General features: G+C 55.5%; 19 protein-coding genes and 2 pseudogenes. 7 read left to right on the top strand and 14 right to left on the bottom strand.

Annotated elements, in window-relative coordinates; translation table 11 throughout:
• Positions 1-8 precede the first annotated feature (8 nt).
• The 5 genes from BG842_RS18925 to BG842_RS18905 form a co-directional block, all read right to left on the bottom strand.
• Positions 9-2,777 carry a glycoside hydrolase family 2 protein gene (locus BG842_RS18925; protein ID WP_069451984.1) on the bottom strand — a complete coding sequence of 923 codons (2,769 nt, stop codon included), beginning with the start codon at positions 2,775-2,777 and terminating at the stop codon, positions 9-11.
• Positions 2,778-2,886: 109 nt separating this feature from the next.
• Positions 2,887-3,447 carry a hypothetical protein gene (locus tag BG842_RS18920; protein WP_139136190.1) on the bottom strand — a complete coding sequence of 187 codons (561 nt, stop codon included), beginning with the start codon at positions 3,445-3,447 and terminating at the stop codon, positions 2,887-2,889.
• 92 nt (positions 3,448-3,539) lie between these two features.
• Entirely contained in the window at positions 3,540-4,388 is an 849-nt protein-coding gene (locus BG842_RS18915) for a carbohydrate ABC transporter permease (RefSeq protein ID WP_069451982.1), read from the bottom strand.
• A complete protein-coding gene (locus BG842_RS18910; RefSeq protein ID WP_069451981.1) occupies positions 4,385-5,305 on the bottom strand; it encodes a carbohydrate ABC transporter permease in 921 nt (306 codons plus the stop codon). Before BG842_RS18910 ends, BG842_RS18915 begins: the two co-directional genes overlap by 4 nt.
• A 19-nt stretch (positions 5,306-5,324) precedes the next feature.
• Positions 5,325-6,575, bottom strand: a complete 1,251-nt coding sequence (locus BG842_RS18905; protein WP_069452020.1) for an ABC transporter substrate-binding protein — start codon at positions 6,573-6,575, stop codon at positions 5,325-5,327.
• A gap of 250 nt (positions 6,576-6,825) precedes the next feature.
• On the opposite strand from BG842_RS18905, the gene BG842_RS18900 reads away from it, so the two are divergent.
• Positions 6,826-7,953, top strand: a complete 1,128-nt coding sequence (locus BG842_RS18900; protein WP_069451980.1) for an ABC transporter ATP-binding protein — start codon at positions 6,826-6,828, stop codon at positions 7,951-7,953.
• Between the two features lie 24 nt (positions 7,954-7,977).
• Here BG842_RS18900 and BG842_RS18895 read toward each other — a convergent pair whose 3' ends face one another.
• The gene (locus BG842_RS18895; protein ID WP_083252635.1) at positions 7,978-8,985 is read right to left on the bottom strand and encodes an IclR family transcriptional regulator C-terminal domain-containing protein; all 1,008 of its coding nucleotides are present in this window, start codon (positions 8,983-8,985) and stop codon (positions 7,978-7,980) included.
• A 131-nt stretch (positions 8,986-9,116) separates the two neighbouring features.
• Positions 9,117-10,205 (bottom strand): glycerol dehydrogenase, encoded by a 1,089-nt coding sequence (locus BG842_RS18890; protein WP_069451979.1) that lies wholly within the window; start codon positions 10,203-10,205, stop codon positions 9,117-9,119.
• Between the two features lie 478 nt (positions 10,206-10,683).
• Here BG842_RS18890 and BG842_RS18885 point away from each other — a divergent pair.
• Positions 10,684-11,100, top strand: a pseudogene (locus BG842_RS18885) (transposase); the annotation flags it as partial.
• A 475-nt stretch (positions 11,101-11,575) separates the two neighbouring features.
• Here BG842_RS18885 and BG842_RS18880 read toward each other — a convergent pair.
• Positions 11,576-13,105 carry an amidase gene (locus BG842_RS18880; RefSeq protein WP_069451978.1) on the bottom strand — a complete coding sequence of 510 codons (1,530 nt, stop codon included), beginning with the start codon at positions 13,103-13,105 and terminating at the stop codon, positions 11,576-11,578.
• Positions 13,106-14,313: 1,208 nt separating this feature from the next.
• On the opposite strand from BG842_RS18880, the gene BG842_RS18875 reads away from it, so the two are divergent.
• Positions 14,314-17,124, top strand: coding sequence for a DUF2298 domain-containing protein (locus BG842_RS18875; protein ID WP_069451977.1), 2,811 nt, complete (start codon positions 14,314-14,316; stop codon positions 17,122-17,124).
• 23 nt (positions 17,125-17,147) lie between these two features.
• On the opposite strand, the gene BG842_RS29085 is transcribed toward BG842_RS18875, so the two are convergent.
• On the bottom strand, positions 17,148-17,633 hold the full coding sequence (locus BG842_RS29085) for a hypothetical protein (protein ID WP_139136189.1): 486 nt from the start codon (positions 17,631-17,633) through the stop codon (positions 17,148-17,150).
• 263 nt (positions 17,634-17,896) lie between these two features.
• Between BG842_RS29085 and BG842_RS18865 the strand changes: the two genes are divergently transcribed.
• On the top strand, positions 17,897-18,880 hold the full coding sequence (locus BG842_RS18865) for an LLM class flavin-dependent oxidoreductase (protein WP_069451975.1): 984 nt from the start codon (positions 17,897-17,899) through the stop codon (positions 18,878-18,880).
• A 296-nt stretch (positions 18,881-19,176) separates the two neighbouring features.
• Here the strand turns inward: BG842_RS18865 and BG842_RS18860 are convergent, their stop codons facing one another.
• From BG842_RS18860 to BG842_RS18845, 5 genes and pseudogenes are all read right to left on the bottom strand, one after another.
• Positions 19,177-19,872 carry a helix-turn-helix domain-containing protein gene (locus BG842_RS18860; protein ID WP_069451974.1) on the bottom strand — a complete coding sequence of 232 codons (696 nt, stop codon included), beginning with the start codon at positions 19,870-19,872 and terminating at the stop codon, positions 19,177-19,179.
• A gap of 104 nt (positions 19,873-19,976) precedes the next feature.
• Positions 19,977-20,663, bottom strand: a complete 687-nt coding sequence (locus BG842_RS31970) for an MmgE/PrpD family protein (RefSeq protein WP_254663307.1) — start codon at positions 20,661-20,663, stop codon at positions 19,977-19,979.
• Positions 20,639-21,294, bottom strand: a pseudogene (locus BG842_RS31965) (MmgE/PrpD family protein); the annotation flags it as partial. The pseudogene BG842_RS31965 and the gene BG842_RS31970, both read right to left, overlap by 25 nt.
• A gap of 1 nt (position 21,295) precedes the next feature.
• Positions 21,296-21,769 carry a Rieske (2Fe-2S) protein gene (locus tag BG842_RS18850; protein ID WP_069451973.1) on the bottom strand — a complete coding sequence of 158 codons (474 nt, stop codon included), beginning with the start codon at positions 21,767-21,769 and terminating at the stop codon, positions 21,296-21,298.
• Positions 21,770-21,779: 10 nt separating this feature from the next.
• Entirely contained in the window at positions 21,780-22,886 is a 1,107-nt protein-coding gene (locus BG842_RS18845; RefSeq protein WP_069451972.1) for an amidohydrolase family protein, read from the bottom strand.
• Between the two features lie 177 nt (positions 22,887-23,063).
• Between BG842_RS18845 and BG842_RS18840 the strand changes: the two genes are divergently transcribed.
• The 3 genes from BG842_RS18840 to BG842_RS18830 all read left to right on the top strand — a co-directional run bounded on the left by BG842_RS18840 (position 23,064) and on the right by BG842_RS18830 (position 25,423).
• Entirely contained in the window at positions 23,064-23,843 is a 780-nt protein-coding gene (locus BG842_RS18840) for a carbon-nitrogen hydrolase family protein (RefSeq protein ID WP_069451971.1), read from the top strand.
• A gap of 99 nt (positions 23,844-23,942) precedes the next feature.
• Entirely contained in the window at positions 23,943-24,392 is a 450-nt protein-coding gene (locus BG842_RS18835; protein ID WP_254663304.1) for a universal stress protein, read from the top strand.
• A gap of 77 nt (positions 24,393-24,469) precedes the next feature.
• On the top strand, positions 24,470-25,423 hold the full coding sequence (locus BG842_RS18830) for a glycine betaine ABC transporter substrate-binding protein (RefSeq protein ID WP_069451970.1): 954 nt from the start codon (positions 24,470-24,472) through the stop codon (positions 25,421-25,423).
• Positions 25,424-25,467 lie beyond the last annotated feature (44 nt).

Raw genomic sequence — 25,467 nt, 5'->3', positions numbered from 1 at the left:
GTGCGAGGTCAGTCACGCGAGATGTGATCGATAAGATGGTCGAGCAAGAGCGTTCCCACCGGTTGCTCGCCATACGCCTCTCCGAGCGGGAAGGTGGATGTACACACCTGACCGTTTCCGACCGACCGTATCACGAGTGGACTGCCCCAGTTAGCGATCCATCCTTCGACGTATTCGACGTAAATCTCGTCGTGATCGGTATCCAGTCCCGTCGCGAGCGCGTTCGGGTAAATTCCCTCGAATGCCCAGTCGAGTCGTTTACTTCCGGTCAAATCTCCGATAAATGGGCTGTTATGTGCGTACAGCGCCGAACAGAGATTCCAGTTTTCCCCTTCCGGCAATTCACGGTATTCGAACAGGTCGTCTATCGGTGTCGTCTCATGTGGTGGCGGCAGTAACAGCACTCTTCCACCAGCTTCGGCGAAGTTTCGGGCAGGGACATCCAGTGTGGATACGACCGCGAGGTCGACGTCGTCGTTCAATTCACGAGTAACCTTGTAGCACGAACCGATGAGTCGGTCGGCTATGTAGTTCTCCTGTGCGAATACGGTAATGTCACGGTTGGGAGCACGCGCCGGTTGAACGACGGAAATCGGCTCTTCGTTGGTTGCCGTGGCCGTTTCCGCTGTGAACGTCACCTGTAACGTCTGTCTTTCGTTTTTGTCCACATCAGGGATCGTCACTGGGACCGTTCGCGTTCGTGATTTCGCGTGTGCATCGACACCGACATCGAGCTCACCACTATCGACCGTCTCGCCGCTTTCGTCGTCGATCAGTTTCCACTCGACGATTCCACTGTGCGAGACACGACCGTCGTTGACGACGGTAATATCGACCGACAGCTCGTCTCCGCTCCACACCGCATGATGTTCGGGATCGACCGCAACGAACAACGAATTATTGACAGACGCGAACTCATCGTGGAATACTTTCTCTTCACGGCGGTAGTCGAGGATTCCGTTGAACTCCCACTCGATATCCGTGAATTCGGTGATGATATATCCCGAAAGGCCGTCGTGGACGCGCATCTGTTCGATGAGATTTTTCACCGAGAGATACTCGCGCCACTGCCACGTCTCTGCGAGCTCAGCCAACCCGTCGAATTTCTCCGGGAGCGTTGTCTCATCGTAGCGTTTTTTGAACCCGGCGGGAGACCGAAGGTTCGATTCGAGGTGAACCTGCCGTTCGTTAGTGGGCCCGTCGACAGGTGTAAGGAACGGATGATGATACCACTCCGGCTCCTGACCGTAGAACTCTTCGAGCGCCTCCGTATCGGCGAGTCCCCAGGTCCCGAATTCGGAGACGACAACCGGTGTCGTTTCGGGATCTGTGTACGTTGCGGCGTAATTTCCTTCTGGATGTGCCGTCATGTTGTCCAAGTCATCGCCCCACGCTGCAGCGCGATCTGGACTGGCGAAGTAGCGGTGATAATCGTTGATATCGGTCGCGACGTGTGCCCAGCCGGAGTTATCGCAGACAAGTCGAGTGGGGTCCCACCGTTTTGCCGCCTCGTACAGTTCGCTGAGGTATGCTTGTTTCTCTTCATCATCCCAAATGAACGGTTCATCCTGATGGTGGCCAATACCCCACTCCTCGTTGTACAGGCTCCAGATGATGACGCTCGGACGATTGAAATCACGATTAATCAGATCGCGCAACTGCTCCTGAACTTCTCGCTTCGAGCGGTCAGTGTACTGCGAAGGATTTGCGGGCTCTTCCCAGACGAGTATACCCATTCGGTCTGCAAGTTCGATGAAATCGGGATGGGCGGGTTTGATGTGTTTTCGCAGGAGATTGAATCCGAGTTCCTTGGCGGTCCGAATCTCGTGTTCGAAGAGGTCTTCCTCGGACGGACGATACAGCGTCTCCGGGTAGTATCCTTGGTCGAGTGCACCGCGGATATACAGCGGCTCGCCGTTGAGATGGAAGGTGCCGTTCTCCACGCGGATACTCCGCATCCCGAAGTAATCTTCGTAAACATCGGTCGATCCTGAATCGTCTTCGAGTTCGATTTCGAGGTCGTAGAGGACTGGGTTTTCCGGGTGCCAGTACTCCGCATTCGGTATGGAGACTGACTCGACAGTTGGGTTCCCAAGTGAAACATCGCACTCAACGCTGTTGACGGTCGTTCCTTCATGGCTGACACGGACGGTTGCCGTGAGTGAACCATCGGGAGCGATATCATCGGCGATAGCGGTGAACTCGATGTGCGCAATGTCATCTTCGAGATTCGGCGTGACCCGAGCGTCGGAAACGCGGATGGCGGGGCGGAATTCGACCGAAACATCTTGCCAGATGCCACTCACCCGTCTGTACCACGGATCGCCCTGTTTGCCGTGAGGGATTTGGCTGAGATCGTCAGGGTCTTCGACCCGAATGGTAACGACATTTTGTCCGGCTTCGAACGCCTCTGTGGCATCCACTTCGAACGGGAGATATCCGCCGCGATTCGTGCCACACTCGACGCCATTCACCCAGACAGTCGTGTGGTAATCGACCGCGTTGAATCTGAGGAAGAGCCGTCCGCCATGAGGGAGGGTGTCGAATTCGACTGTTCGGCGGTACCAAGCAATGCCGGTGTAGTCCGTCAAGCTTTCATTTTCCTGCCACGCGTGCGGAACCGAAACTGACTGTCGGTCCGCGTCCGGCCACGTGGTAGTGCTTTGCCACTGTTCTTCGACGCCGGTATCGTCCCTATCGGGACGAAAGTCCCAGCGTCCGTTCAGCGAAACCGACGACCGGTTTGCCAGGCGGGTCTGTGTATTGTTAAACGTCATTATCGGAATTTGTGACGAGTCGTCACGTTTGTATCGTCTTGCATTTACTCGGATTAGTTGTATCAAGCTTACTGCCAGGATAGTCACTGGAGGAGAACGACCCCTGTCGTCAGATGGTGCCCTCCGCTCTGTAAATCGACGTCTCTGTCGAAGTCGCCTCGACCAGGTCGTCCGTCAGTACCTCTGCATGGTATGAGAAGGCCAGTGCAGGGAACAAGAGGACGAATCCGATCGTGAGCACTGCCGTCGCCACGAACAGTATCGCCGTCACTATGGCAAGCGAAACCGTCGAGACTGGTTGCGATGCAACCCACACGTAGCCACGCTTGGTCGCGGGTACGGGTGACTCACCTTCGGCCATCGCGATGAAAGCCGGAATCAGTGCAATACCGAGATAGCCACCCACGTACATGCAGGCTGCAGCAACGACCATCGAGAGACTACCGAGCGGTGTTCCGGTTCGCAGGTAGAGCGCCGCTGTCGCGACGAATACCAACGGCACGAGAGCAAGGAGAATCGCGTGGATGCCATTCGTACGAATCACAGCAATGGTACGCGCACGGTCGACGCTGCCCGTCTCTCGGAGAGAACGCACGACGCTGTATGCACCGAGAGTCGCTGGACCGAGCGTGATGATTGGGAGCGACGCGATGAACCAAACGATGCTCATGAGGATCAGCGTTGTGCTGTGCTGATAGACGAACCGAATGGTTCGTTTGTGAGCTGGTGTGTCCGGATCATCCGCGGAATTATATTCCATCATTATCCGGTCGTCCCCTGCATTTGAACCGCGTTCACGAGGTGCTCTTGCAAGATGAGGAACACAATGAAGAGCGGAGCGGCCGCGAGGAGCGTCCCCGCCATCTGTGCACCGGGTTGGAACACCTGTGTCGGTTGCATTGTGACGATGCCGACTGGCAGTGTAAACGATGATTCACCCTGAAGCACGATGAGTGGCCACAGGAACTGGTTCCACGTATAGACAAACGTGTACAGCGACAATGCTGCGATAGCTGGTTTCATCAGTGGCAGGACGATCCGTGTGTAGATTTGGAACGTACTGAAGCCGTCTATTTTTGCTGCCTCGATGATTGAATCGGGGAGATCCTGGAAGAACTGCGTGAACAGGAAGACGCCGATTGGCATCGCACTGAACGGCATAATGACGGCAAGCGGACTATCGACCAGACCGAAATCAGCGATGATGGTGTACAACGGCACCATGTTCGCGTATATCGGAACCATGAAGCTCGCGATGATCACGGTGAAGATGATGCGCTTGCCAGGCCAGTCGAGCTTGGTGAGAGAAAACGCGATCATCGAGTCGAGAATCACGACCAGCAACGTCGTCGTTCCCGCGATGATAAGCGTGTTCATCATCCACTGAACCATGGGTGCTTCACGAAGTATGATCGTATACCACTTGAACGTGAATTCAGGCGGAATCCAGTACGGTTGTCGCGAGAACGCGAACTGTTCTGGCTTCAGCGATGTCGATAGCATGTAGATGTATGGAACCAAAAACAAAAATGCGGTTCCGTACAGTGCTGCGTAGAGACCAGCTGTTCGTACGCGTTTCGATTCGATAAGCCGTCCGTTTGCTGTACTCATTCGTTGTCACCTCCGATGAAGTAGTAGTTGACGAGAGACACGGCCACGAGTACGAAAAAGAGGAAGTACCCGATGGCAGCGCCGTATCCGAACTCCTGTTCGCGAAACGCCATTCGGAACAGATACATCACGAGCGTTTGAGTCGAATTCCCGGGTCCACCATTCGTCATGATGTACACCTGCCCGAAAATCTGGAACGACGCGATGAACTGCACGGTCGTCACGAACATGATTGCAGGACGCATCTGCGGGAGCGTGATATCCTTGAACGCGCGCCAGGAGGTCGCACCGTCGATACGTGCGGCTTCGTACAATCTATCAGGCACCCCTTGACGGGCCGCCAGTAGGATGACGAAGTTGAACCCGACGGTCCACCAGACTGTCGCGAGTGCGACCGCTGGCATGGCGAACGTGAAGCTATTCAGCCATGATGGTGGGTTGTTCATGAGAACCCCGAGATAGTAATTGAGTGGGCCGTACTCGGGTGCATATAATTCAGCCCAGATGAGCGATACAACCGAGACAGTCAGCACGTATGGGCTGAAAAACACTGTCCGCAGGAATCGTTTTCCTTTCACGTTTCGGTTGACACCCAACGCGAGTGCTAATCCCAATAGCACGAGTGTCGGCACCGTTAGCACCACGAATACCACGGTTGCACGCAGCGCTTTCCAAAACGTAGGGTCCTGGAGCATCCGGGCATAGTTATCGAAGAGGATAAATTCCGACTGTGATGGCGCAAAGGCGTTCCAGTCGTACATACTCATGTAGAACCCCTTCAACAACGGGTAGAGGAGAAATACCGAGAATACCAGTAGGTATGGGAGAGCGAATGCAATGCCATCACGTGTCTCTTGGTCGGTGACGTCGATACCCCGGAGCCGATCCACGAGTGGGAGCTTGTTTTTAGTGGACATTAGTATCGTCTCACGCTTGTCATCCCTTGAGGTTCTTCGTTACCTCATTCGCGGCATTCTGGATTCCCTTCTTGGGTGTGAGTTGGCCAGAGTAAATCTGAGCAATTGCTTGATTTACCGGACGTTTGTAGTTCTCGTTGTTTTTCGTGCTGGGCATATATGCGAGTTCACCAGCTCCCGCCATCTCGGAGAACGTGGAAAGCGTCTTTTTCCACACCGTAGCGTTCCGTAGTTTGTCCGAATCGAGAACCTTCTTGGCCGCTGGAAGGTGGCCGGCATCCGTACCCCATGTGGTGCTGTTCTGTGTGAGCCACTCGGCTGCTTTTACAGCGGCTTCTTTGTTGCTCCCACCGTTCGGGACGCCGATCGTGTGGCTGTTTGCCCACGTCATCTTCTGTTTTTGACCCGGAGCCACGAACGGTTTGGTCATTCCCCAATTATAGTCCTGCTCTTGTAGCACACCGTAGTACCACGTCCCATTGATCGTCATGGCCAGGTCGCCAGCACGGAATGCCTTCGTCCCACGTTCAGCCGTTGCATCGGCCTTGTCCCAGTTCCATTTTTTCGAGATGTTGCTGTAGAACTCGCCGAGCGCGACACCATTTTGATCATTGAACGCTGCTTTCGTCTTGTCTTCGTTGAGGAACTGCCCACCTCGCCCGCGTTGCCACGCGATGAACTGTCGGACGAAATATTGATTATACGGATCCGGGCTGAAAGCCAGTTTGTCCGTCTCTGAGGAGATGGTGTTTGCCGTTTGCTTCAGCTCTTCGAAGGTTGTCGGAGGCTTCTCGGGATCGAGCCCTGCTTGCTCGAAGATGTCTTTGTTGTAGTAAAGCCCGTTCGGGTGGGTGTCTAATGGGAGCGCAAGCCGCTTCCCGTCAAATTTAGTTTCATTCCAAATCGAATCGACATAGGCACTCGATGTATCGCCATTGATCAAATCACCGAGTGGCTGCAGCGCATCGACAAATCGCTGAATTTCGGTCGTGTGGAACACTGCGAGGTCTGGCGCGTTCCCGCCCGTCATCGCAGTAAACAATTTGTCATAATATTCCTCGAAAGGTTGTCGTTGCCGCTTGATCTGGATATCGTCGTGCTCTTTGTTGAATTGGTCTACTAGTGACTTCATCGCTTTTCCGTCGCCACCGGAAAAGAGCGTCCAAAACTGGAGTGTCGTCTTACCACCTGATTTGTCGTCACTACCAGCTCCACTATTATTCGTACAGCCGGCGAGACCAGCGATTCCTGTTGCACCTGCCACTTTCATGAAACGGCGCCTACTCGGCGCAGCTTGTTCTAGCCGCTTGCGAACCATCAACACATACCGATGGAGACCTCCTATATAACATTTTTTATCATGCAACGTCACAACCGAACTAGTTGTTTCCTTGATGGAAATTCCCCATCTTCTGCAGAACCTATTTCGCGAGAGAACTTGAACAAGCAGCAGTTCGAAACCGTCACAATCATTGAGAAAAGACTATATATGATATCGAGAAAGCCTGTCACGGTAGCAAATGAGTAGAGTAACCTTCGACGATGTGATTAAAAAATACGACGATGTCTTGGCTGTAAAGGACATCAACCTCGAGATCGAGGATGGAGAATTCGTATCTCTCCTCGGACCATCGGGCTCTGGCAAGTCGACCGTTCTCCGAATGATTGCTGGGCTCGAAGATATCTCCGGCGGCACCATCAGCATTGGTGACCGAGTTATCAACGATATCCATCCGCGAGACCGCGGTATCGCCATGGTTTTTCAGAACTATGCGCTGTATCCGCACATGACTGTTCGCGATAACCTCGCATACGGGCTCAAGCTGACGACGGATATCGAGGAGGATGTCATCGATCGGCGAGTCGAAGAAGCCGCAGAGATGCTCGGCATCGAAGACCACCTCGATAAGAAGCCTGGTAACCTCTCCGGAGGCCAACAGCAACGCGTGGCCACTGGTCGTGCCATCGTTCGCGAACCCGAAGTGTTCCTGATGGACGAACCGCTGTCGAATCTCGACGCCAAACTGAAGATGCACATGCGAACCGAGTTACAGCGTATTCACGATGAACTCGGAACGACGACCGTCTACGTTACCCACGACCAGGAGGAAGCGATGACGATGTCCGACCGCATCGTTATCCTCGCTGACGGGCATATTCAACAGGTTGGAACGCCTGAAGAGATCTACAACAGTCCAGCGAACTTGTTCGTCGCTGACTTCATTGGGAGTCCGGCAATGAACTTCTTCGACGCGACTCTCGACGGTTCATTTCTTACTGGTGATGGCTTCGAGTACGGACTCTCGAGAACACGTGCGGATGAGGTCAGAGGGTCGACAACGACTGCTAATCTCGTCCTTGGCATTCGACCGGAAGATGCCCACATCGCAGACACACCCAGTGAGAATACGATCGAGGCGACCGTAGATGTCGTCGAACCCGTTGGAAGTGACAATTACATCTACGCTAACGTGGGGAGCCAAGAAGTTACGATTCGCGTCCCAGCAAGTGTGAAGCCCACGGTCGGTGATATAATATATATTGAATTTAATGAAAACGATGTTCACCTGTTTGATGCTGACACGGGAGTGAACGTCTTTACCATTGAGGGACGTGCTGTCGACCGCACGGTCGAATCGACATCATAAATCCAGAGATGGAAGTTGGTTCTCTCACTCGACGTAAATCGAGTTTAGTTCGATAACGTTGGCAGCGCCTTTCACGAGCTCCGGAATTTCATTCTCGAACCGTTCACCTTGCATTCGACTTTTCGGTGCTGCGACGCTGATCGCCCCGTAATTCGAGTTGTCTGCACTAGAGACGGATGCCGCCACACACCGCATTCCTGGTTTCGCCTCCTCCATATCGACGGCGTACCCGCGTTCTCGTGTTGCTTCGAGTTCGGAGAGAAGATCGTCGACCTCGGTAATTGTCTGCTCGGTGACTGGTGCAAGTCCACGACGGTCGGCGATATCCCGGACCCGATCTTCGGGGAGTTCTGCGAGAATCGCCTTTCCGAGTGCACTATAGTGAAGTGGTTCACGGAGCCCCGTCTCGTGAGATGTTCGAATCGCTTCCTCACCGTGAGCTTTGTACAGGATGACGTTCCGATCGTGCTCCATGACGCTGAACAGTGCAAGTTCATCACTTTCGTTGGCGAGTTTGTCCACCTCTTCGACGACAAGGTCGAAAATACCGGTATTGTATTTGACGCGTTCTCCGATATCAAGGAATTTTAGGCTGTTTTGATACTCGTCGCCCTGTTTGACTACGTATTCTGCTTGTTCTAATTGAACGAGATATTCTACGACAGTGTCCTTGGACTTCTCGGTAGCCTCCGCAATTTCCGCAGGCGTTGCACTATCGAGCCGACTCAACGACTCGATGATTTCGAACGTCGGCTGTACCTGCTCCGTTTCCTTCGAAACGGAGTGATAGTTCCCATCTATCTTCCTGACGCGTCCGCGATTGGCGAGCGTGGCTAGATGGCGGTGAACTGCACTTTTCGAGATATCCATCGCTTCTGCGAGTTCGGTAACTCCAGCCTTTCCAACCTCGTCGAGACGATCGAGAATCGCATAACTGGTTTCGACTGTCTGTACTGTTCGACCCGCGTTCCCATTTTGGGGACGGTCTTCCATGAATTTCCGTTCTAGTCCATAGACTATATATTTTCCCATAATTGGAACATCACCTATTTTTGTTCTTCACAGAAGAACACATTGTGTATGAATGTTCATGATGTTGGGTATTAGACTCCAGAAGAATCGACTTGAAAACGATGCAACGGTGCGGTAATGGACTTTCACTCTCACTCTGATTTGCTAATCGAATCCAAGGTTTGCAGCGCGTCGGCTACGTCCTCTGGTGTAACGTCTACGGCTTCGTTTCCCATTGACCCGTCAGAATCGCACGCAACATGACCAACCCTCAAGAGCTCCTGACGAGTTGGATCGCTGCTATCGATGTCCATAAGTGAAACGGGGAGACCAACTCGGTCCGCGAAAGCAATGATATCCTTAATCTCCTCATCTGGGTATTCTTCGAGGATCAACTGCACTAGTACTCCCACTGTCACCTTCTCACCGTGTGTTGCATTCGATGTCCCCGAAAGCATTGTTAGTCCATCATGGACGGCATGAGCCGCTGCAGTACCGCCGTTCTCAAATCCAAGTCCACTGAGGAGAATCGTCGCCTCAGTTACGGCTTCAACGCTCTCCGTAACCGTATCCTCGCTGACAGCGTGAACTGCATCTTCAGCGTCTTCGCGAAGCAAGTCGTATGAGTGACGTGCAATGGCCTTACTGACGTATGTTGGTCGAGTTCCATAGATTGTTGTTCCCCCGCTTTCCCATGTCGCCTTGGCTTCGAACCACGTTGCAAGTGCATCGCCGATCCCTGAGATGAACCAGCGAGTCGGGGCACGTGCAATGATTTTCGTATCAACAATTACGAATGATGGATGGAAGTCGTGACGGTGTGCTTTCTCGAATGTGCCATCTTCCTCGTATATAATCGAGAGACTGCTGGTAGGAGCATCTGTCGAAGCGATAGTCGGGACTGATCCAATCACTGCCCCAGTACGCGCACAGACGGCTTTTGCCGTATCGATAGCTTTCCCACCGCCAATCCCGATGATGACATCAGCGCCTCTCTTCCGTGCAATATCAGTGAGCCGGTCGATTTCGATAGTAGAACATTCTCCAGTGAAATTCGCTCTTTCCATGGCAGCATCCACGCCATTAAAACTCTTCTCTACCATCTCACCAACGACCTGCCACACGTCCGAGTCGGAGATAATTAGTGCTGATTCGCCGTGCTGGAGTGTCAGCTGACCGACCCTCTCTAAAACACCAGACCCCTGAATGTAACGAGCCGGCGAAGCGAATTCGCGATGCATAAGAACGTAATTCGGCTACAAGGGTAAATACTCTTTCAACTGAGACTACAGATGATATTTATAGGTTGATGAGGTGGTGATGAAGAATTCATGAGCGTATCGTTTGCTACCGAGAGGCGGTACTCTTCAGATTGTATATTTCGGTTCGGCTCTACCGAGGTTTTACTTGGAAACTAGCTATTTACTGTCCTTAGAGCTTAAAATATATTACAGCAGTATAATTGTAAAGGATGTGTACGTCTTTACAACCGCAATGCAGAACCGATCCCCGAAACCCGTTACAGTACTATTACTGTAATCGTACTCTTACCCCTCTATCAGTGTGAATCTGAAGTAAATTGCCGATAAAATATCTTATATAGGAGAATATAGCGATGGGAAAACTCATATAATACTCTTCTACCCGTGATTATCGAACATTGTTCATTTGGGAACGTTACCATTAGAACTTTTTACTCGATTAGTGTAGTGCCCAATAATGAATAATCTCGATGAAATCTCGATTGAAGAGCTTCAGAAGGCACTCGACAAGGTAGAGGGGAAAAAGGCTACACAGCGGCTAACAGCAGCAATTGCGTATAAGAACGGCATTAGTCAAACAGAACTCGCGGAATGGTACGGTGTACAGCGGCGGACGATCTATAATTGGCTTCAACGTTTCGACAGTGAGTCTCTCGAACAAGCCGCCTCTGATGACCACCGCTCGGGTCGACCGCGTAAACTTGACATAGACCAACGTAACAAGTTACAGGAGACGTTACAATCTTCACCGAAGAACGCAGGATATGATGAGGCTGCGTGGACGCCTGTCCTCGTCCGCCAATACATCAAAGACACATTTTCTGTAGACTATTCAGTTCCAAGTTGTCGGCGGCTGATGAGAGAAGCAGGTCTCTAGTAGCAGAAATTACCTCGCACAACCACTGAATCCGACACCGATAACCAAGAGAAGTCTTCTGACGCGTCTCAGCACAACAGCGGAAAATGGACGTCACACTAATCCACCACGATCGAGTGACCCATTCACGAGTCTATATCTGTGTTATAAACGTAAGTTCCCAAACCAGCGTAATCGGGCGTGGGAAGCCCCGTCGTTTACGACGGGGGGATGTCACATTAGTTAAAACTATATGATTTAGTTTGTATTCTAATACTCTTCCCGAGATTGTATCCTACTAGAAGTGGGCTATAATTGTTCAATGATATATTGATAGGTATCTCTGACAAAAGAATGGGAAACTAATTTTGAGAGTGGGTTGAAGGAATGTAAAAATTCTACATATGTCGTGCACATTTAATAAAAGATGACGTTAAGAAGTAAACCATCCCCGCCAGAGAGTCGCTGAAGACGGTAACCGATACGTCGCGGTTCAGAACTTCTCCCAGTCGTGTTGTTGTTCGAATGTGTGACCGACGCGGAGAACGGTATCGTCGTCGAATCGTTCACCAGCGAACATCAGACCGACAGGAAGACCATCGGACGTTCCACAGGGAACAGAGAGCGCTGGATGGCCCGTAACGTCGAACGGTGCCGTATTCGAAAGCATGTTGAGCGCACGGTCGATGACCTCGAGGCGACTCAAGTCGTCGTCTTGTCGGTGGGCGGTTTGTGGGGTAGTCGGCATCGCCAGGACGTCAACGTCGGCGAGTGCGTCGTCATATTCGTCGGCTAACACCCGGCTGAGGTTCTGCGCTTTTGCATAGTAGTGACTACGGTATTCGTCAGCGAGATATTGGCCGAGGACGAGCGTCAACTTGACCGTCGTGAGATAGTCATCGGCCTGTACGCGGCGTGCCTTACCGAAGGCATCCATGAACTGTGTATCGTAGTGGCCGTCGCCGAAGTGTCCGATACCCTCGTTGTTGACGGTCGCCGTTGTCTCCTCGATAACGATGCCGTTCCAAATCGGTAACCCATCTTTGTGCATCGGAATCGAGACGTCAGTCACTTCCGCACCGGCATCAGCGAAGTGATCCAGTGCATCGCGAACCGTCTCGTCTACGCCTGATTCGCTCTGTTCGTGGCCGAAACCGTCCTCGACGACGCCGATCGTCAGGTCTTCGGGGTCATTCGTGAGTGCGTCTGTGTAGTCGTCAGTTGGGACGTAGCCTTGACGCGGGTCCAGTGAGTCCGTGCCAGCGATAACATCCAGGACACGAGCACAGTCTTCGACAGTGGTGGCCATCGGGCCGATGTGATCAAACGAGCGACCGAGGCCCGCGATGCCCGTGTAGGGAACGAGGCCGTGAGTTGGTTTGTGGCCGACACCGCCGCTCCACGCTGCTGGGATACGGATCGACCCGCCCTGATCGCCGCCGATAGCCACGTCCACGTCGCCGTTGACGACCGCTGCTATCGACCCGCTTGAAGAGCCGCCAGCGATGTACTCCGGGTCACGAGGGTTCAAGACGGGGCCCGTCGCCGACAACTCACCGCTCCCCGAGAACGCCATGTCCTCCATGTTCATCTTTCCGGTGATGGTGCCACCAGCGTCGAGGAGGCGTGTGACGATTGTAGCGTCCCTCGAAGGTACATAGCCCTCGAAGAGCTTCGAACCGCACGTCATCTCGACCCCAGCGACTGCAACGTTGTCCTTCACCCCAATTTCATAATCGGCGAGTGGCCCAGAATCAGCACCGCGGACCTCGCATTTCGTCACAAACGCATTTAGTGGGTCTTCCTCGGCACTCGGTCGATATCCGGGTTCACGGTCGGTATACTTCCGACTCGGGCGCGGCTCGACGAGTTCGTCGAGGCGTTCGTAGGCTTCGAGCATCCCCGGAATCGCTGTGCGGAAGTCTTCGACCTCCTCGTCAGTGAGGTCGATATAGTGTTCGGCTGCTTTCTCGCGGATTTCATCGGGTGTCGGTGGCTGAATGTTCGGTGGAACGTCTGACATACTCTCTATAAGGCGTTCTACGACTCCATTAATCACGTGGGTCGGTAACAATGTACCTGTCTTTCTGGTGTTCGTGATCCAGTGAGTACAGCTCACCGCCATCTCGTTCGCTTCGCTCAAGAGCCCTCCGCGTCGTTCGAAACCGCCATCCGAACAGACACAACACTCGCTCGCATTTTGACCCACCACCGGATGCAACGACACTCGGTACTGATGCAGAATACACATGGGATTGGCGGGATATGCTCTCACGTATATTAGCGGACCTAGATGACCGAATCGAGGCATTCTGAGATTGAAATCCATTCCCGTCGATGCGGTCACGGCGGAATCACGATTTACCGATTCGATTAGCGAACCCGTTCGTGACCTCGTATCGACAGTTGACTGTCCTCGATGGACTCGGAGAAGATATTACTGCCTGAGCAGTATGACTGGCAAAACTGACTACTCAGTAGTAGCTATTAGACACAGACTATATAACGTGATGTGGCACTGTCTAGATAAGCGACTCTCCAGTAGACTGGCGTTACAGTTCTTCTATTGCTCTTAGGTTAGTTGAGTGGTTTCTGTACTGGTGGCGAGATCGTCGAATTTGCATCGCTCACGGTTCTCAATCGTGTCATTTACTAATCAGACACTGGTTTTGCATCGGCCAAAATACACTCATCTTACCGCATTCTCCTGGTTTTCCTTATCTAGACAGTGCCCGTGATACCGTCGCTGACCGTCAGTGATATCGCCGCCGAACTTGAGGTGACGACATTCACGGTCTACGCACATTTACACAAAGCCGAGCAGGACTTACTGGATCTCTCTTGAAGTCCCATACTTTCAAACATAAATTGGTCGTAATTGGGCGAGAGGATGTCATGCGAATGTCGGTAGTTCCCATACCCCTGTGGTAATCGCGTGTTAATCTATTGCTCTTCAAGTTCTACGACTGGTGTATTACGGTGTGAGTCCTCGCTTCGTCCCATTTCTTGGAGGTTCTGAATCAAAGTCTGAGCCGAAGATTTGAGAACCCGGTTTCGACATTCCCGATATTCTTCTCTTGGCTCGTGTTCATATAGTTTCAAGAAAACACCGATTTCATCGTGTTTCCCGAGAAGAATGCTCCATTGATCAAATTTCATCGGGGAAATTCCTAATAGAGTGTCTCCACTGGCGTACGTACCTAAAACGAAAGCACTTGAGAAGGGAAGATCATGGAATATATACCAGTACTCATCTGGATCGGGATGTTCACAGTCTTATCAGCACTTGCAGTCCCCATCACCAGTACGGTGTTCGCACGATTCCCGACTCGCGGGTCCGGATTCACCTCAACTGTCGCACTCGGCATTATCGGGTTGGTCGCGTACTGGGTTGGACACGTCCGATTTGGTTTCGTCGCCCTCGCCACAGGGCTTCTCGTACTCATCGGAGTGACTGCCTACACCTATCGGCTTGGCGCAGCTTGCGACTGGCGGGCATTCGGTGAGTCGATGGTAGTGTTTCTTATCGCGTTCTGCTTCCAAGTCGCGATTAGAGCGGTAGACCCGGGCATTCTTTTTTTCATAGAGGACTTTTTAGACTACGGAGTTATGCGGTCGGTCCTCCGCTCGTCGTATCTTCCACCGTCTGACCTCTGGTTTGCAGGCGCAAGGATAAAATATCACTATGGAGGTCACCTGGTCGCCGCATTAGAGACAATGATGACCGGGATACGTCCTTCGGTAGCGTACAACCTTGCGTTGGCTGGCTTTTACGCCATGCTTCTCGCCGGGACCTACGAACTTGCTGGCGCCCTCGGCGCCAAGGGCGGCCGGTCACGACGAGTCGCGGGCGCCCTCGGCGTTTATTTCGTCGGATTCGCTGGCAATCTGCTCGCCCCGGTTGTCATCGCCATCGAGAAGATTCCCAAGCCCGCTCGCGAAATAATACGGAAAACTATCGCGAGTCAGTTACATCGAAATGCGGCCAAGCCAATCGTCAGTGGGCTGTCCGAGTTCGAATATTGGGACGTGTTGCAGATGATGCCGAACACGTTAACACCATTCCCCCTCTTCGCGTGGCTCCATGGAGAACTCCATGCTCACATGACGAGTACCCCATTTCTCCTCCTCGTCGTGGCAGTTTGTTACGCCTACTATCAGACCCCGGAATCGAACCGACGGCAGCGACTCTCTTTCGTCTTACTCGCGTTTCCCCTCACGGCGGGTTTCTCCCTCCTGACCGATGCCCTGTCTACCCCGTCTACGATTGGCATCATCTGGCTCACACTCACGTTCTCGCCAGCAGCCCCTTCGACGTTACTGCCGAATCGAGTTTGGGCATGGATGTCAGCTACGGTCTCCCCTTCAGAGCGGTGGGAAATCGCTGATGATGCGAAGGCAGGGTGGGTATGGACTGAATTTCGTCGGATCGCTGTGGCAATAGTGTTGACTGGGATCGTCGTTGCGCTCATCATTGTAATTGCTGCTCCATTCTTTCTCAATACCGTGTCTGGGGCGAAGGAATCGATAGCCCTTGTCTCCAGTGCTAACCGTTCGGGTCTCACCCCTCTCTTGCTAATTCACGGGGTATTTCTTGCGATCTTCGTTCCATATCTCTCCAGTGCCCTCCGCTTGGACCTCGACGGGACGTTATCGAAGAAGGGTGTAGTGGGAATAGTCGGCGTTTTTCTATTGATCGATGCAGCAATTGTAAGCCACGGACCGGCCCTTCTCCTGTTCGGTCCGTTGCTGGTAGCGACTTGGTACTTGCTCCGAACCGAACGGGTACACTTCGAGACGCTACTGGTTCTCGCTGGTCTCGGGCTGGTCGTTCTCGTTGAGTTCTTCTATGTTGCTAATCAGGAGTACGTCGTCAGTGGCCGCGGAAACACGCTCTTTCGAGCCTACACTCATATCTGGATTCTTTGGGGAATTTCAGCAGGAGTTATCCTTCCAAGAATTATCAAACCACCAGACGTATCGTGGCGGGTCGTCCCAAAACGGCAAACGCTACGTTCGTTGTTTGCCGTCGTTCTGATCCTTTCAACCAGCGTTTACGGTGGCATCTCCGTGTACGGCCACTTCGACCGGGCACTCAAGCCGCCCACAGAACCGGGCCAGCAGGCCGAGTACGTCTACTATGCGACCCAGTTCCAAGACCGTCCCAATCCACCGACTGATCCACCGACAATCGACGGCCTACTCTACGCCGAGGTCAACTATCCGAACGAAACGAAAGCGATCAGATGGCTCGATCGCAACGTCAAGGGGACGCCGACGATCGTTACCGCACCCGGTGGACGATGGGAGTGGCGTAGCGAAGCCTCTTCGTTGACGGGTATCCCAACCGTCGCGGGATGGGCGCATGAACTAGTGTATCGAGAGTGGGATACGTATTATGACCGCGTGGATGACGCCAAGACCATCTATTATGGATCGCCTGAACGCCGCGTCGAACTCCTCTCGAAGTATGATGTACAGTATATCTGGGTTGGCCCCGACGAGCGGTCTCGATTCGATATTTGGGAGTTCTCGCTTCTCGACGGTGTCTCCGTTGCATATCGCAATAGCGAGGTTGTCATCTATAAAGTCGACCAAAGGGAACTCGGCTACTCGCCCGAATCTATCGAGACGAAAATGTACGAGACAAAGATGTTCCAAATCGAACCCGCGGTCGCCTCCCACCGAGATGGCCACATTGTCGCCGCGGGGTCGAACGGCACACTCGCTTGGTGGGGACCGCTCGACACAATCCCGGCTGGCAAGTATGTGGCGACATTCAACCTTTCTGTGAACGCCACTGGTCCAAAGCCAGTCGTGAAACTCGATGTGGCACGAGGCGCAACGTGGAACGGGACGGCCGATTTCCGTGTCCTCGGGAACGCTTCCGTGGGCGATACAGACGGCGTTCGGACCGTCCGTATTCCGTTTGTTCTCTCCCAACCTGCCTCCGACCTAGAGTTCCGCGGGACGCTTGCCGAGGGGAACGGGACGCTTCGTCTCAACAAGGTGACGCTACGAAACAAAACGGACGGCAAGTAGTCTGACTCGGTCCTGGTTCGACATCAGTTGTCGGTATCGCCGTAGCCGGTATCGCCATAGCCGGTATTACCATCGCCCTCGTTGACGATCTTGCGACAGCAGTCGAAGTTCGGATTCTCGACTGTGGCGCGTGAACCGTTCTTTTGGATGGTCACCGTACGGATAATCTCGTCATTGGGGTTCTGATCGTCGTCACCCTTGGCAGAGAATCTGGTCGGACCTTCGAACGGTCCATCGAACCGCCGGTCGGTTCCGTCGAGGTAGTTTATTCTGACCACGTCGTACCGTCGGAGGGCCACCACTACCGACGTACAACGGAACGAAACCTTGGCAGTAAACGGATTACTGATTCGTTCGGTCTTGACCCCACAGGACTTGGACCTACCGCTCTTCGTACCCTCTTTTCCCAAAACGGATTGTCCCGTAACTCCACCGATACCCGTCACAACGCCTGCTCCTGCTAACACTGTTCTTCTGCTAATCCCTTCCGATGTTGATTCTTTTGTCATTGGCAGTTCCCGGGAAGATAGATGCTCTCCTTCTATTTTGTTAATGGCTCAACAAACTAGAGTAATCTGTATTTCAGAGACCGCAAAATTCCCAGACAGAGCACATTTCGACATTTCACACGCTGTTCGACGGCGACAATAGAGAGCAGATTATGGCAACTTGCCTGAGTGCGAGTTTGCTCGCGTCTTCACTGTAGCACTCGTCTGTACAAACTCTTCCTCTATCCAGCCCTGTTTTCACTCGCCGGCACGTGGGAAAGACCATGCCAACCGATCTGTTGTTGCCACAGGTAACGACCCTCGACCAGACCGAACTCAGCGTTCGCGCCGAAGCACTCGGCTACGATGGGCTCTGGCTGGGCGAACTCTGGGAGACGAGCTCGGTCGTCCAGCTTACCGACATCGCCGCCCACACCGAGACGGTCGACCTCGGGACGGCGATCCTCAACGTCTTCTCGCGAAGCCCCGCCGTCTTGGCGATGACGGCAGCCACGCTCGACCAGGTCTCCGACGGTCGGTTTCGGCTCGGCGTCGGAACGTCGACGAAGAAGGCCATCGAGGACCTCCACGGCATGGAGTGGGACGACCCCAACCCGGTCCGACGGGCACACGAGACCATCGAACTAACCAGGGCGTTTCTCGGTGACGAGGGGCGTGTGGAGTATGATGGCGACATCTTTTCGGTTCGGGACTTCCCGTCGCTAGACGTCGACGTACCCATCTATCACGCCGCTCTCGGCCGCGCAAATCGGCGCGTCGTCGCACGGCTCTGCGACGGCTGGATTCCTCACAACGTGCCATTCCCCGACCTCGAGGAGGCCTTCGAGTACATCGCCGACCACGCGGCAGAAGCCGGTCGCGATGAGGACATCGATGTCGCGCCGTACGTCCCCGCCGCCGTCAGCAATGATGTCGAGGCGGCTAAGGATGCCATCCGGGGGCACGTTGCCTACTACGTCGGCAACGGTCGGGGCTACGAGCGATCGGTTGCACGTCGATTCCCGGACGAGGCGGCCGCCGTCGCCGAGGCGTGGCGCGAGGGCAACCGCAAGACAGCCATTCGGAACGTCACCGACGAGATGGTCGAGGCGCTCGGTGTCGCGGGAACGCCGGAACAAGCCCGTGAACAGTTTCAGCAGATTTCCGACATCGACTGCATCACCCGACCGTTGGTGACCATCCCGAGCAACGCCGACGAAGGAATGACCGAGCGGACCATCGAAGCGTTGGCACCGTCGAGTTACTGACGACCGCATTCGGCTGAAAGCGAGGTCTCATCGACTCCGTATTTGTATTTGACCCCTCTGCCAGTGTTTGGGAGACCGATTCTCGTGAATCAATTAGAACCCGCGGTTCTGATGATAGCGACTAACTAGTATTCCCCAGGCGTGGGAAGCCTCGCTGACTGCGGCGCCGAAGGTGTCACCTCACCGCATTGCTCAAAACGACCGTCGTGCGTAGAACGGCGTTCCGATTCGATTCGGTATCTTCAATGCCCTCGATACGCGCCGAACGTGGGGGAAAATGCCGGTACTCGGATGCGTCAGTCGCCGTTGACGGCGAGGTTGATGTACGGAAGGACGAACGTTATCAGCGTGTGTTCCGCCTTTCGGAGGTGGTTCGATGCGGTAGTTTTTGTGATTCCCATCTCGTCGGCGAGTTCTTCGAGCGTCACTTCCCGTGGGATTTCGAAATAGCCCTTCTCGACCGCGGTGTTCAGGAACTCGCGTTGTCGCGGTGGAATCGATGCGAACAGTTCCTGCCACTCGGCACGACTCGGCATGACCTCCCGCCGGAAATCCCTGGTGATGCGCTCGACCGACACGCTCCCGAAATCCGAGAGGAGTTCGATGGCCTTTGCCAGTTCGTCGCGGTCACCCAGAAGCAGATTGAAATATTCACAGCCGTTTTCGAGTTTCGTCGGCCCGATGGGGAGATAGCCTTCGTACATGAGCGCCTGGAAGGGCGTGAGTTCGGTGAGACGACCGCGGAGCAATATGGTCGCCGCAAATCGACCTTCGGACGTTTCGTACCGTTCGACGACGTCGATACTGTCGATCATCTCGTGCGACCGAATGACCTCCAGCGTTTCGTCGTAGTCGTTCGTTTCTAGCGCTAGCATTCCGATATACCGGTGGTTACGAAATGTCGATGCGATGAATTCACCGAAGACATCATATTCGGCGATTTGGGCGGTCCAATCGCCGTCGTACCGGACTCGCACCTCGGACGTCAACATCGTACTGAGGACAGCGTGCTGGTTTTATAAGTGTTCTTCGTTACCGCATCGCAATCAGTTGTGCCAGCAGCACGACGAGAAGTGCGCGAGCGGCGGGACGACAATCACGTTCGCCACGGGGCGAGGAGGGTCGCAACCGAGACCGGATCTTGGAGACACCGCTCCGTTTTTTCGATAGCCGACGGCGGTAGCGTCGGTGTGACGAGACGGCGGGCTTTCTCCCGTCGCACGTCGTCGTCGAGGGGTCGTTCCCGTGCACCCGGTGGACGCGTGACGTCGGAGACGTACGTTTCGTCCCCAATGTCGAGTTCGAGGCGAGCGAGACAGTCGCCGGGGAACCGTCCATCGAGCGCCTCATCGACGCGCAGTTCCACGGCGTCGGAAAGCGCCAAGATGTCGGGGTCGGATAGCACGTCCGACGCGTGTTCGGCCTGCGTGAACTGCCCGCGGGTGAGCGCCGCCGCGACCGGGAACGGATAGGAGTACTGTGCTTCTTCCGGTGAATCGGGATGCCGGGTTCGGAGGTGGGTCGCCTCCTCGAAGGTGTGGACCCGAACCGTCTCGACGCTCGTCGGGTCGATAGCGGTCGACTCCGCCAGCGACAACGCGGCTTCGACGCCGGGTTGTACCCACCGGCAACACGGATACGGTTTGAGGTACGCCTCCGTGACGTGATGGACGTCGCCGAACGGGCGACGACGCCGGAATCCACCTCGTCGAAGACCGTCCCGGACCCCGTGAAACCGGACGCGGCGAGTTGGGCCGAGACCGCACCGACGTACGACCCCCATCCGATACCGTCCTTCGTCATGCCGGGGCGTTCGACCCCGCGCATGATGGGCGTCCGGGGAGCGTGATACTCGGCGATTCCGAGCGCGTGAGCGGTTCGCTTTGGCGAAAAATCGCGTAGACGGGCGACGGCCGCGGCGGCACCCACCGCACCCCATGACCCGGTTCCGGTGTACACACCGTCGAGGTGGTGGATCGCCAGTCCGGCCCGGACGCCGATTTCGTAGCCGACGTAGACGGCATCGAGCAACGTCTCGACCGTCGCATCCACGGATTCCGCAGTGGCGAGTGCCGCGGGACCACGACCGCGGCCGGGTGCCCCTTTACCTCCCGATGGCCGTCGTCGATGTCGAGGGCGTTCGCTGCCGTCGCGTTAGCGAGCGTCGCACCTTCCGGCTGTACCCTCGTCCCGCTGCCGTCGAACAGCGTCGCGGTCGATTCGCCGCCGAATCGCTCGACTGCGTACCGGCGGACAATATCGATTCCGTCCTGTCGATACCCCGCCGTCATCGCGGCGAGCGTGTCGAGCACGCGGATTCTGACCGCACGTTCGACCGACGATGGAAGCTCGCGGAGCGTGGCCGAGTGGACGAACGCGACCGTATCGGTCGTGTCTATCGTGTCCACGGTCATCTCAGAGGTAGACGACGACGATTTCGTCCTCGACGGTCACCTCATACGTGTCGACCGGTGGTTCGTCGCCGCTCGAACCGCAGTCACATTCGTCAGGCGTGGACGGACAGTCGGCTTCACGGTCCGCGGATCCCTCGTCGGCCGATTCGACCGTGGCTTCGAACGACCGGGCGCGGACCTTGTGCGGGTTGAACACGGAGCGGCCGGTTTCGATGTCGAACTCCCAGCCGTGCCACGGACAGCGCAGGATGTGGCCGTTGTCCTCCCAATTCACTTCGCCGGTGCGCTCGACGGACGTCGTGCCGGTCACCTTCCCCATACACAGGGGCGCTCGTTGATGTGGACAGTCGTTTTTCAGCGCGTAGTACTCGCCATCGACGTTGAAGACGCCCACCGAAATGCCGTTCAACTCGGTTATCGTTCGTTCTCCGGGTGGCAGCTCCGTCGTTGGACATATCTCGAATCGTTTTTCCATATGTGATACCTCACTTGGTCGGAAGGCTCGCCGGGTCGTCCGGGAGTCCGTAGAGTTCCTGTGCGTTTCCGGCCATCACGCCGGCTTCCATCTCCTCGGGCATCGGCGGAAGCGCGTAAAGCGGCGAATCCGTGTCCCAGTGGGGATAGTCGCTGGCGAACATGACCGTCTCCGAGGCGTTCATCATCTTCAGAATCTGGAGGAGGTGCTCTGAGTCGTCCGGTTCTTCGATTGGCTGGGTGGTGAACCGAACCTGATCTTTGACGTATTCGCTCGGCGGTTTTTCGAGGTACGGGACTTGTGCGCGGAGCGCCTTCCAGTCTTTGTCCATCCGCCAGAGGAAGTGCGGCACCCAACTGAGGCCCCCCTCGATGACGACGAAGTCGAGGTCCGGGAACGACGGCAGGACGCCCTCCGCGACCAGGCTCACGAGTTGGCCCATCGCGTAGGTGCCGAGGAGCGTGTGCCACTCGAAGTAGGTGCGCGGGTACCCCGCTCCGGTCGGCGGTCGGGTGACGCCGTGTCCCTCCGTGTACGGGTGGAGCGCTATCGGAAGCCCCATCTCCTCGGCGGCCTCGTACATTGGCCAGTAGTACTCGTGTCCGTAGGGGAGCTGTGCGGCCATCGGCATCACGACTTGGACGACACGTGGATGCTGTCCAAGATTTCGTATCATCTCCGCCATCCGCTTCGGTTTCTGCGGTGCCGCCAGCAGCGAGCCGACGAACGGTCCGCCCTCCGAAAGCCAGCGGTCGATGGCCCACTTGTTGCTCGCGACGGCGAGTTCGGCCGCGTAGTCGTCGTTCGGAAGAGCGGTGAGGTTCAGGTATGAGTTGCCCGTCAGAATCGCGTAATCGACCCCGAACTCGTCGAGGTGTTGGTCTTTCATCTTCGGGATGTCCGACCCCGGATGGCTCCCGTCGTCCGGGATGGCGTCGCGTCGGGAGAACTCCGCAACGTTGTCGTAGAGGATTTCGGGTGCCTGCAGTCCCCGGTCTTTGTACTGCTCGGGGAGGTACTGGATAACCTCCGACTCGTCTTTCCACCGTTGATGGATGTCACAGTCGATGAGCGTCGGTGCGCCATCGGTAGACCGCTGCGTTCGTCGTCTTGTCATCGATTGGAAGTAGCAACTCGGGAAATCCCGTTATAGGTCAGGGCGAACTTGTAACGGATATATATCCCCTCCCGAATTCGCGGGATCCATAAAAGGCCTTGAGATGTAGGTGCGAAGGGCTACCGTGATGGCGTCGCTTCGAACGACCATGCAACGAGTCCGTACGGGGATGGAACAATGACGACCTCGCGGGTCGCCACGTGCCAGTTCGAGCCGAGTCTTGGCGAGACGGCCACGAACATCGAATCGATAGCGAAACTGGCACGCGGATTGCCGGAGACCGTCGAATTCGCCGTCTTTCCCGAACTCTGCGTAACCGGCTACGACCTCACCGACGTTTCGACCGCCGCCACTCCGGTTCCGGGGCCGATAACGGACCGACTCTCGACCGTCGCGCGCGACTCCGGGGTCGCGCTCGTGGTCGGGCTACCGGAAGCGGACGGAAACTCGGTGTACAACTCGCTCGTGTACGTCGACGAACACGGCGTCGTGGCGACCTATCGAAAACGTCGTCTCTGGGGTGCGGAGGCGGACCATTTCGAGGTGGGAACCGGTCCCGTTACGGTCGAGACGCCGGTCGGCACGCTCGGACTGCTGCTCTGTTACGACCTGAACTTCCCCGAACTGGCGCTCGAATACGGACGCGAGGACTGTGATCTGCTCGCAGTGAGCGCGGCATGGCGACAGTCGTTCGAACGCGATTGGCGGCTCCTGTGTCGCGCACGGGCGCTCGACGGGCCTTGCTACGTCGTGGGGTCGAATCACGTCGGAACGCAGGCCGGTCGTCGGCACGCCGGTGAAAGCTGTATCGCCGGACCGCGCGGCGATATCGTTGCAAAGACGACGGATGGCAACGGGGTCGCTTCTGCGACTGTCTCATTAAGGACGCTCTCGGAAGCGCGCCGAAAGAACCCGGTTCGGGAGAGCAGGGAACAAACGCGGGTGCGGCCGGAGTAGCTATCGGCGATGCTCACTCGTCGTCGGCTTCGGTGGAGTATTTAATAGGCGACCATGTGCGACGAATCGACTAACGCGGTACGCTCCGTCTGATACGGTATGAGCGAGACGATACTGCTCCCCTTGCGTAACTATCGACCGTGGGCACGAGCGGTTGCGAACGTTGCCGCGAACACCGAATCGGGCGACGTCACCGCCCTCCTGCTCCACGTGTTCGACGAGGACGAACTCTCGTCCACCCGTGAGAACATCGATTCGAGCGGGTCGATGACCGCGAACGACCTCGCGGCACGAAAGTCGGGCATCGTGGCGGCGCGTGAAATCCTCCAAGACGCGGGCGTGTCCGTCGAAGTTCGAGGACGGGAACAGGCGGAGACTACGGCGGACAGCATTCTCACCGTCGCCGATGAAGCGGGAGTAGAGCGCCTGTATCTCTACGGACGAAAGCGGAGTCCGACCGGAAAGGCGGTGTTCGGAAGCACGCTTCAGAGGATACTGTTCAACGCCACCGTTCCGGTCACCGTCGTTCCGTCAAACGTCACCGAGTAGGGAGCTATCGTCCCGTCTTATAAATGATGAACTAATACGGGTCAATTATTAGGCCCCTCTTCGCACAAAGACGGAGTATGCCACAGTCAGTCACACGACGAAGGTTCCTCACGGCAGGAGGTGGTCTCACCGCTACTGCCGGTATCGGGGGGCTTTCGGGCTGTCTCACCCTTGCTACCGAACTCGGTGGCGGGTCGGTCAAAGTCAGCTCCAAGCGATTCACCGAACAGGAGGTTCTGGGCTACATCGCGTACGAGGCGCTCTCCGCGAACACAGACTTAAACGTCACCGACCAGGTCGGTCTCGGTGGAACGACGACGAACTTTCGTGCCCTCGACACCGACGAGGTACAGTTGTACTGGGAGTACACCGGGACGGCGTGGCAGACGCTCCCGCCCCAACACGACACGGTTATCTCCGACCCCGAGAAGCTGTACCGAAAGGTGAAAGCGGAGTTCAAGCAGAAACACGGGCTGACGTTTCTTCAGCGTGCACAGCTCAACAACACGTACGTCATCCTGGCGAACCCGGACTGGGCGAAGAAGACGGGCGTCGAGACTCTCTCCGACTTCGCGCAGTTCCTTCAGGACGGCGGTTCGAACCTCACGGTCGCGCTGAACGCCGAGTTCCAGAGTCGGGCCGACGGCTGGCCGGGACTGAGCGAGCATTACGGGTTCGCGGACGACCTCGGAAACGTCACCGTGAACAACATCGGCTCCGGCCTGTTGTATCAGGTCATCGGCAAGGGGTCTGCCGACGTCGGCGTCGGCTTCAACACCGACCCCCGAATCCTCCAGTTCGGTCTCCGCGTACTCACCGACGACAAGGGATATTTCCCGGTCTACAACGCGGCTCCGTTGGTGGACAGCGAGACGTTGGAGAACCACCCGTCGATTCGATCTCTCCTGAATGCGGCCAGCGACGGGCTCACGACCGATGTGATGCGACGCCTCAACAAGCAGGTGGCCATCGAGAAGAAGAACCCACAGACGGTCGCGAAAGAGTATCTGCAGCGAAAGGAGGTCATCTAAAATCGATGTTCGAAAGTCACCTCGCACTCTCGAACGCGGTCACA

Source organism: Haladaptatus sp. W1, assembly GCF_001723155.1.
Taxonomy (GTDB): domain Archaea; phylum Halobacteriota; class Halobacteria; order Halobacteriales; family Haladaptataceae; genus Haladaptatus; species Haladaptatus paucihalophilus.
This window is presented reverse-complemented; position numbering and strand designations above follow the sequence as displayed.

Bases quoted from the DNA above. Each gene is read 5' to 3' on its own strand.
- BG842_RS18925 (WP_069451984.1), bottom strand. From the start codon at position 2,777: ATGACGTTTAACAATACACAGACCCGCCTGGCAAACCGGTCGTCGGTT.
- BG842_RS18920 (WP_139136190.1), bottom strand. From the start codon at position 3,447: ATGAGCATCGTTTGGTTCATCGCGTCGCTCCCAATCATCACGCTCGGT.
- BG842_RS18915 (WP_069451982.1), bottom strand. From the start codon at position 4,388: ATGAGTACAGCAAACGGACGGCTTATCGAATCGAAACGCGTACGAACA.
- BG842_RS18910 (WP_069451981.1), bottom strand. From the start codon at position 5,305: ATGTCCACTAAAAACAAGCTCCCACTCGTGGATCGGCTCCGGGGTATC.
- BG842_RS18905 (WP_069452020.1), bottom strand. From the start codon at position 6,575: ATGAAAGTGGCAGGTGCAACAGGAATCGCTGGTCTCGCCGGCTGTACG.
- BG842_RS18900 (WP_069451980.1), top strand. From the start codon at position 6,826: ATGAGTAGAGTAACCTTCGACGATGTGATTAAAAAATACGACGATGTC.
- BG842_RS18895 (WP_083252635.1), bottom strand. From the start codon at position 8,985: ATGGGAAAATATATAGTCTATGGACTAGAACGGAAATTCATGGAAGAC.
- BG842_RS18890 (WP_069451979.1), bottom strand. From the start codon at position 10,205: ATGCATCGCGAATTCGCTTCGCCGGCTCGTTACATTCAGGGGTCTGGT.
- BG842_RS18880 (WP_069451978.1), bottom strand. From the start codon at position 13,105: ATGTCAGACGTTCCACCGAACATTCAGCCACCGACACCCGATGAAATC.
- BG842_RS18875 (WP_069451977.1), top strand. From the start codon at position 14,314: ATGGAATATATACCAGTACTCATCTGGATCGGGATGTTCACAGTCTTA.
- BG842_RS29085 (WP_139136189.1), bottom strand. From the start codon at position 17,633: ATGACAAAAGAATCAACATCGGAAGGGATTAGCAGAAGAACAGTGTTA.
- BG842_RS18865 (WP_069451975.1), top strand. From the start codon at position 17,897: ATGCCAACCGATCTGTTGTTGCCACAGGTAACGACCCTCGACCAGACC.
- BG842_RS18860 (WP_069451974.1), bottom strand. From the start codon at position 19,872: ATGTTGACGTCCGAGGTGCGAGTCCGGTACGACGGCGATTGGACCGCC.
- BG842_RS31970 (WP_254663307.1), bottom strand. From the start codon at position 20,663: ATGGGGGTCGTACGTCGGTGCGGTCTCGGCCCAACTCGCCGCGTCCGG.
- BG842_RS18850 (WP_069451973.1), bottom strand. From the start codon at position 21,769: ATGGAAAAACGATTCGAGATATGTCCAACGACGGAGCTGCCACCCGGA.
- BG842_RS18845 (WP_069451972.1), bottom strand. From the start codon at position 22,886: ATGACAAGACGACGAACGCAGCGGTCTACCGATGGCGCACCGACGCTC.
- BG842_RS18840 (WP_069451971.1), top strand. From the start codon at position 23,064: ATGACGACCTCGCGGGTCGCCACGTGCCAGTTCGAGCCGAGTCTTGGC.
- BG842_RS18835 (WP_254663304.1), top strand. From the start codon at position 23,943: ATGAGCGAGACGATACTGCTCCCCTTGCGTAACTATCGACCGTGGGCA.
- BG842_RS18830 (WP_069451970.1), top strand. From the start codon at position 24,470: ATGCCACAGTCAGTCACACGACGAAGGTTCCTCACGGCAGGAGGTGGT.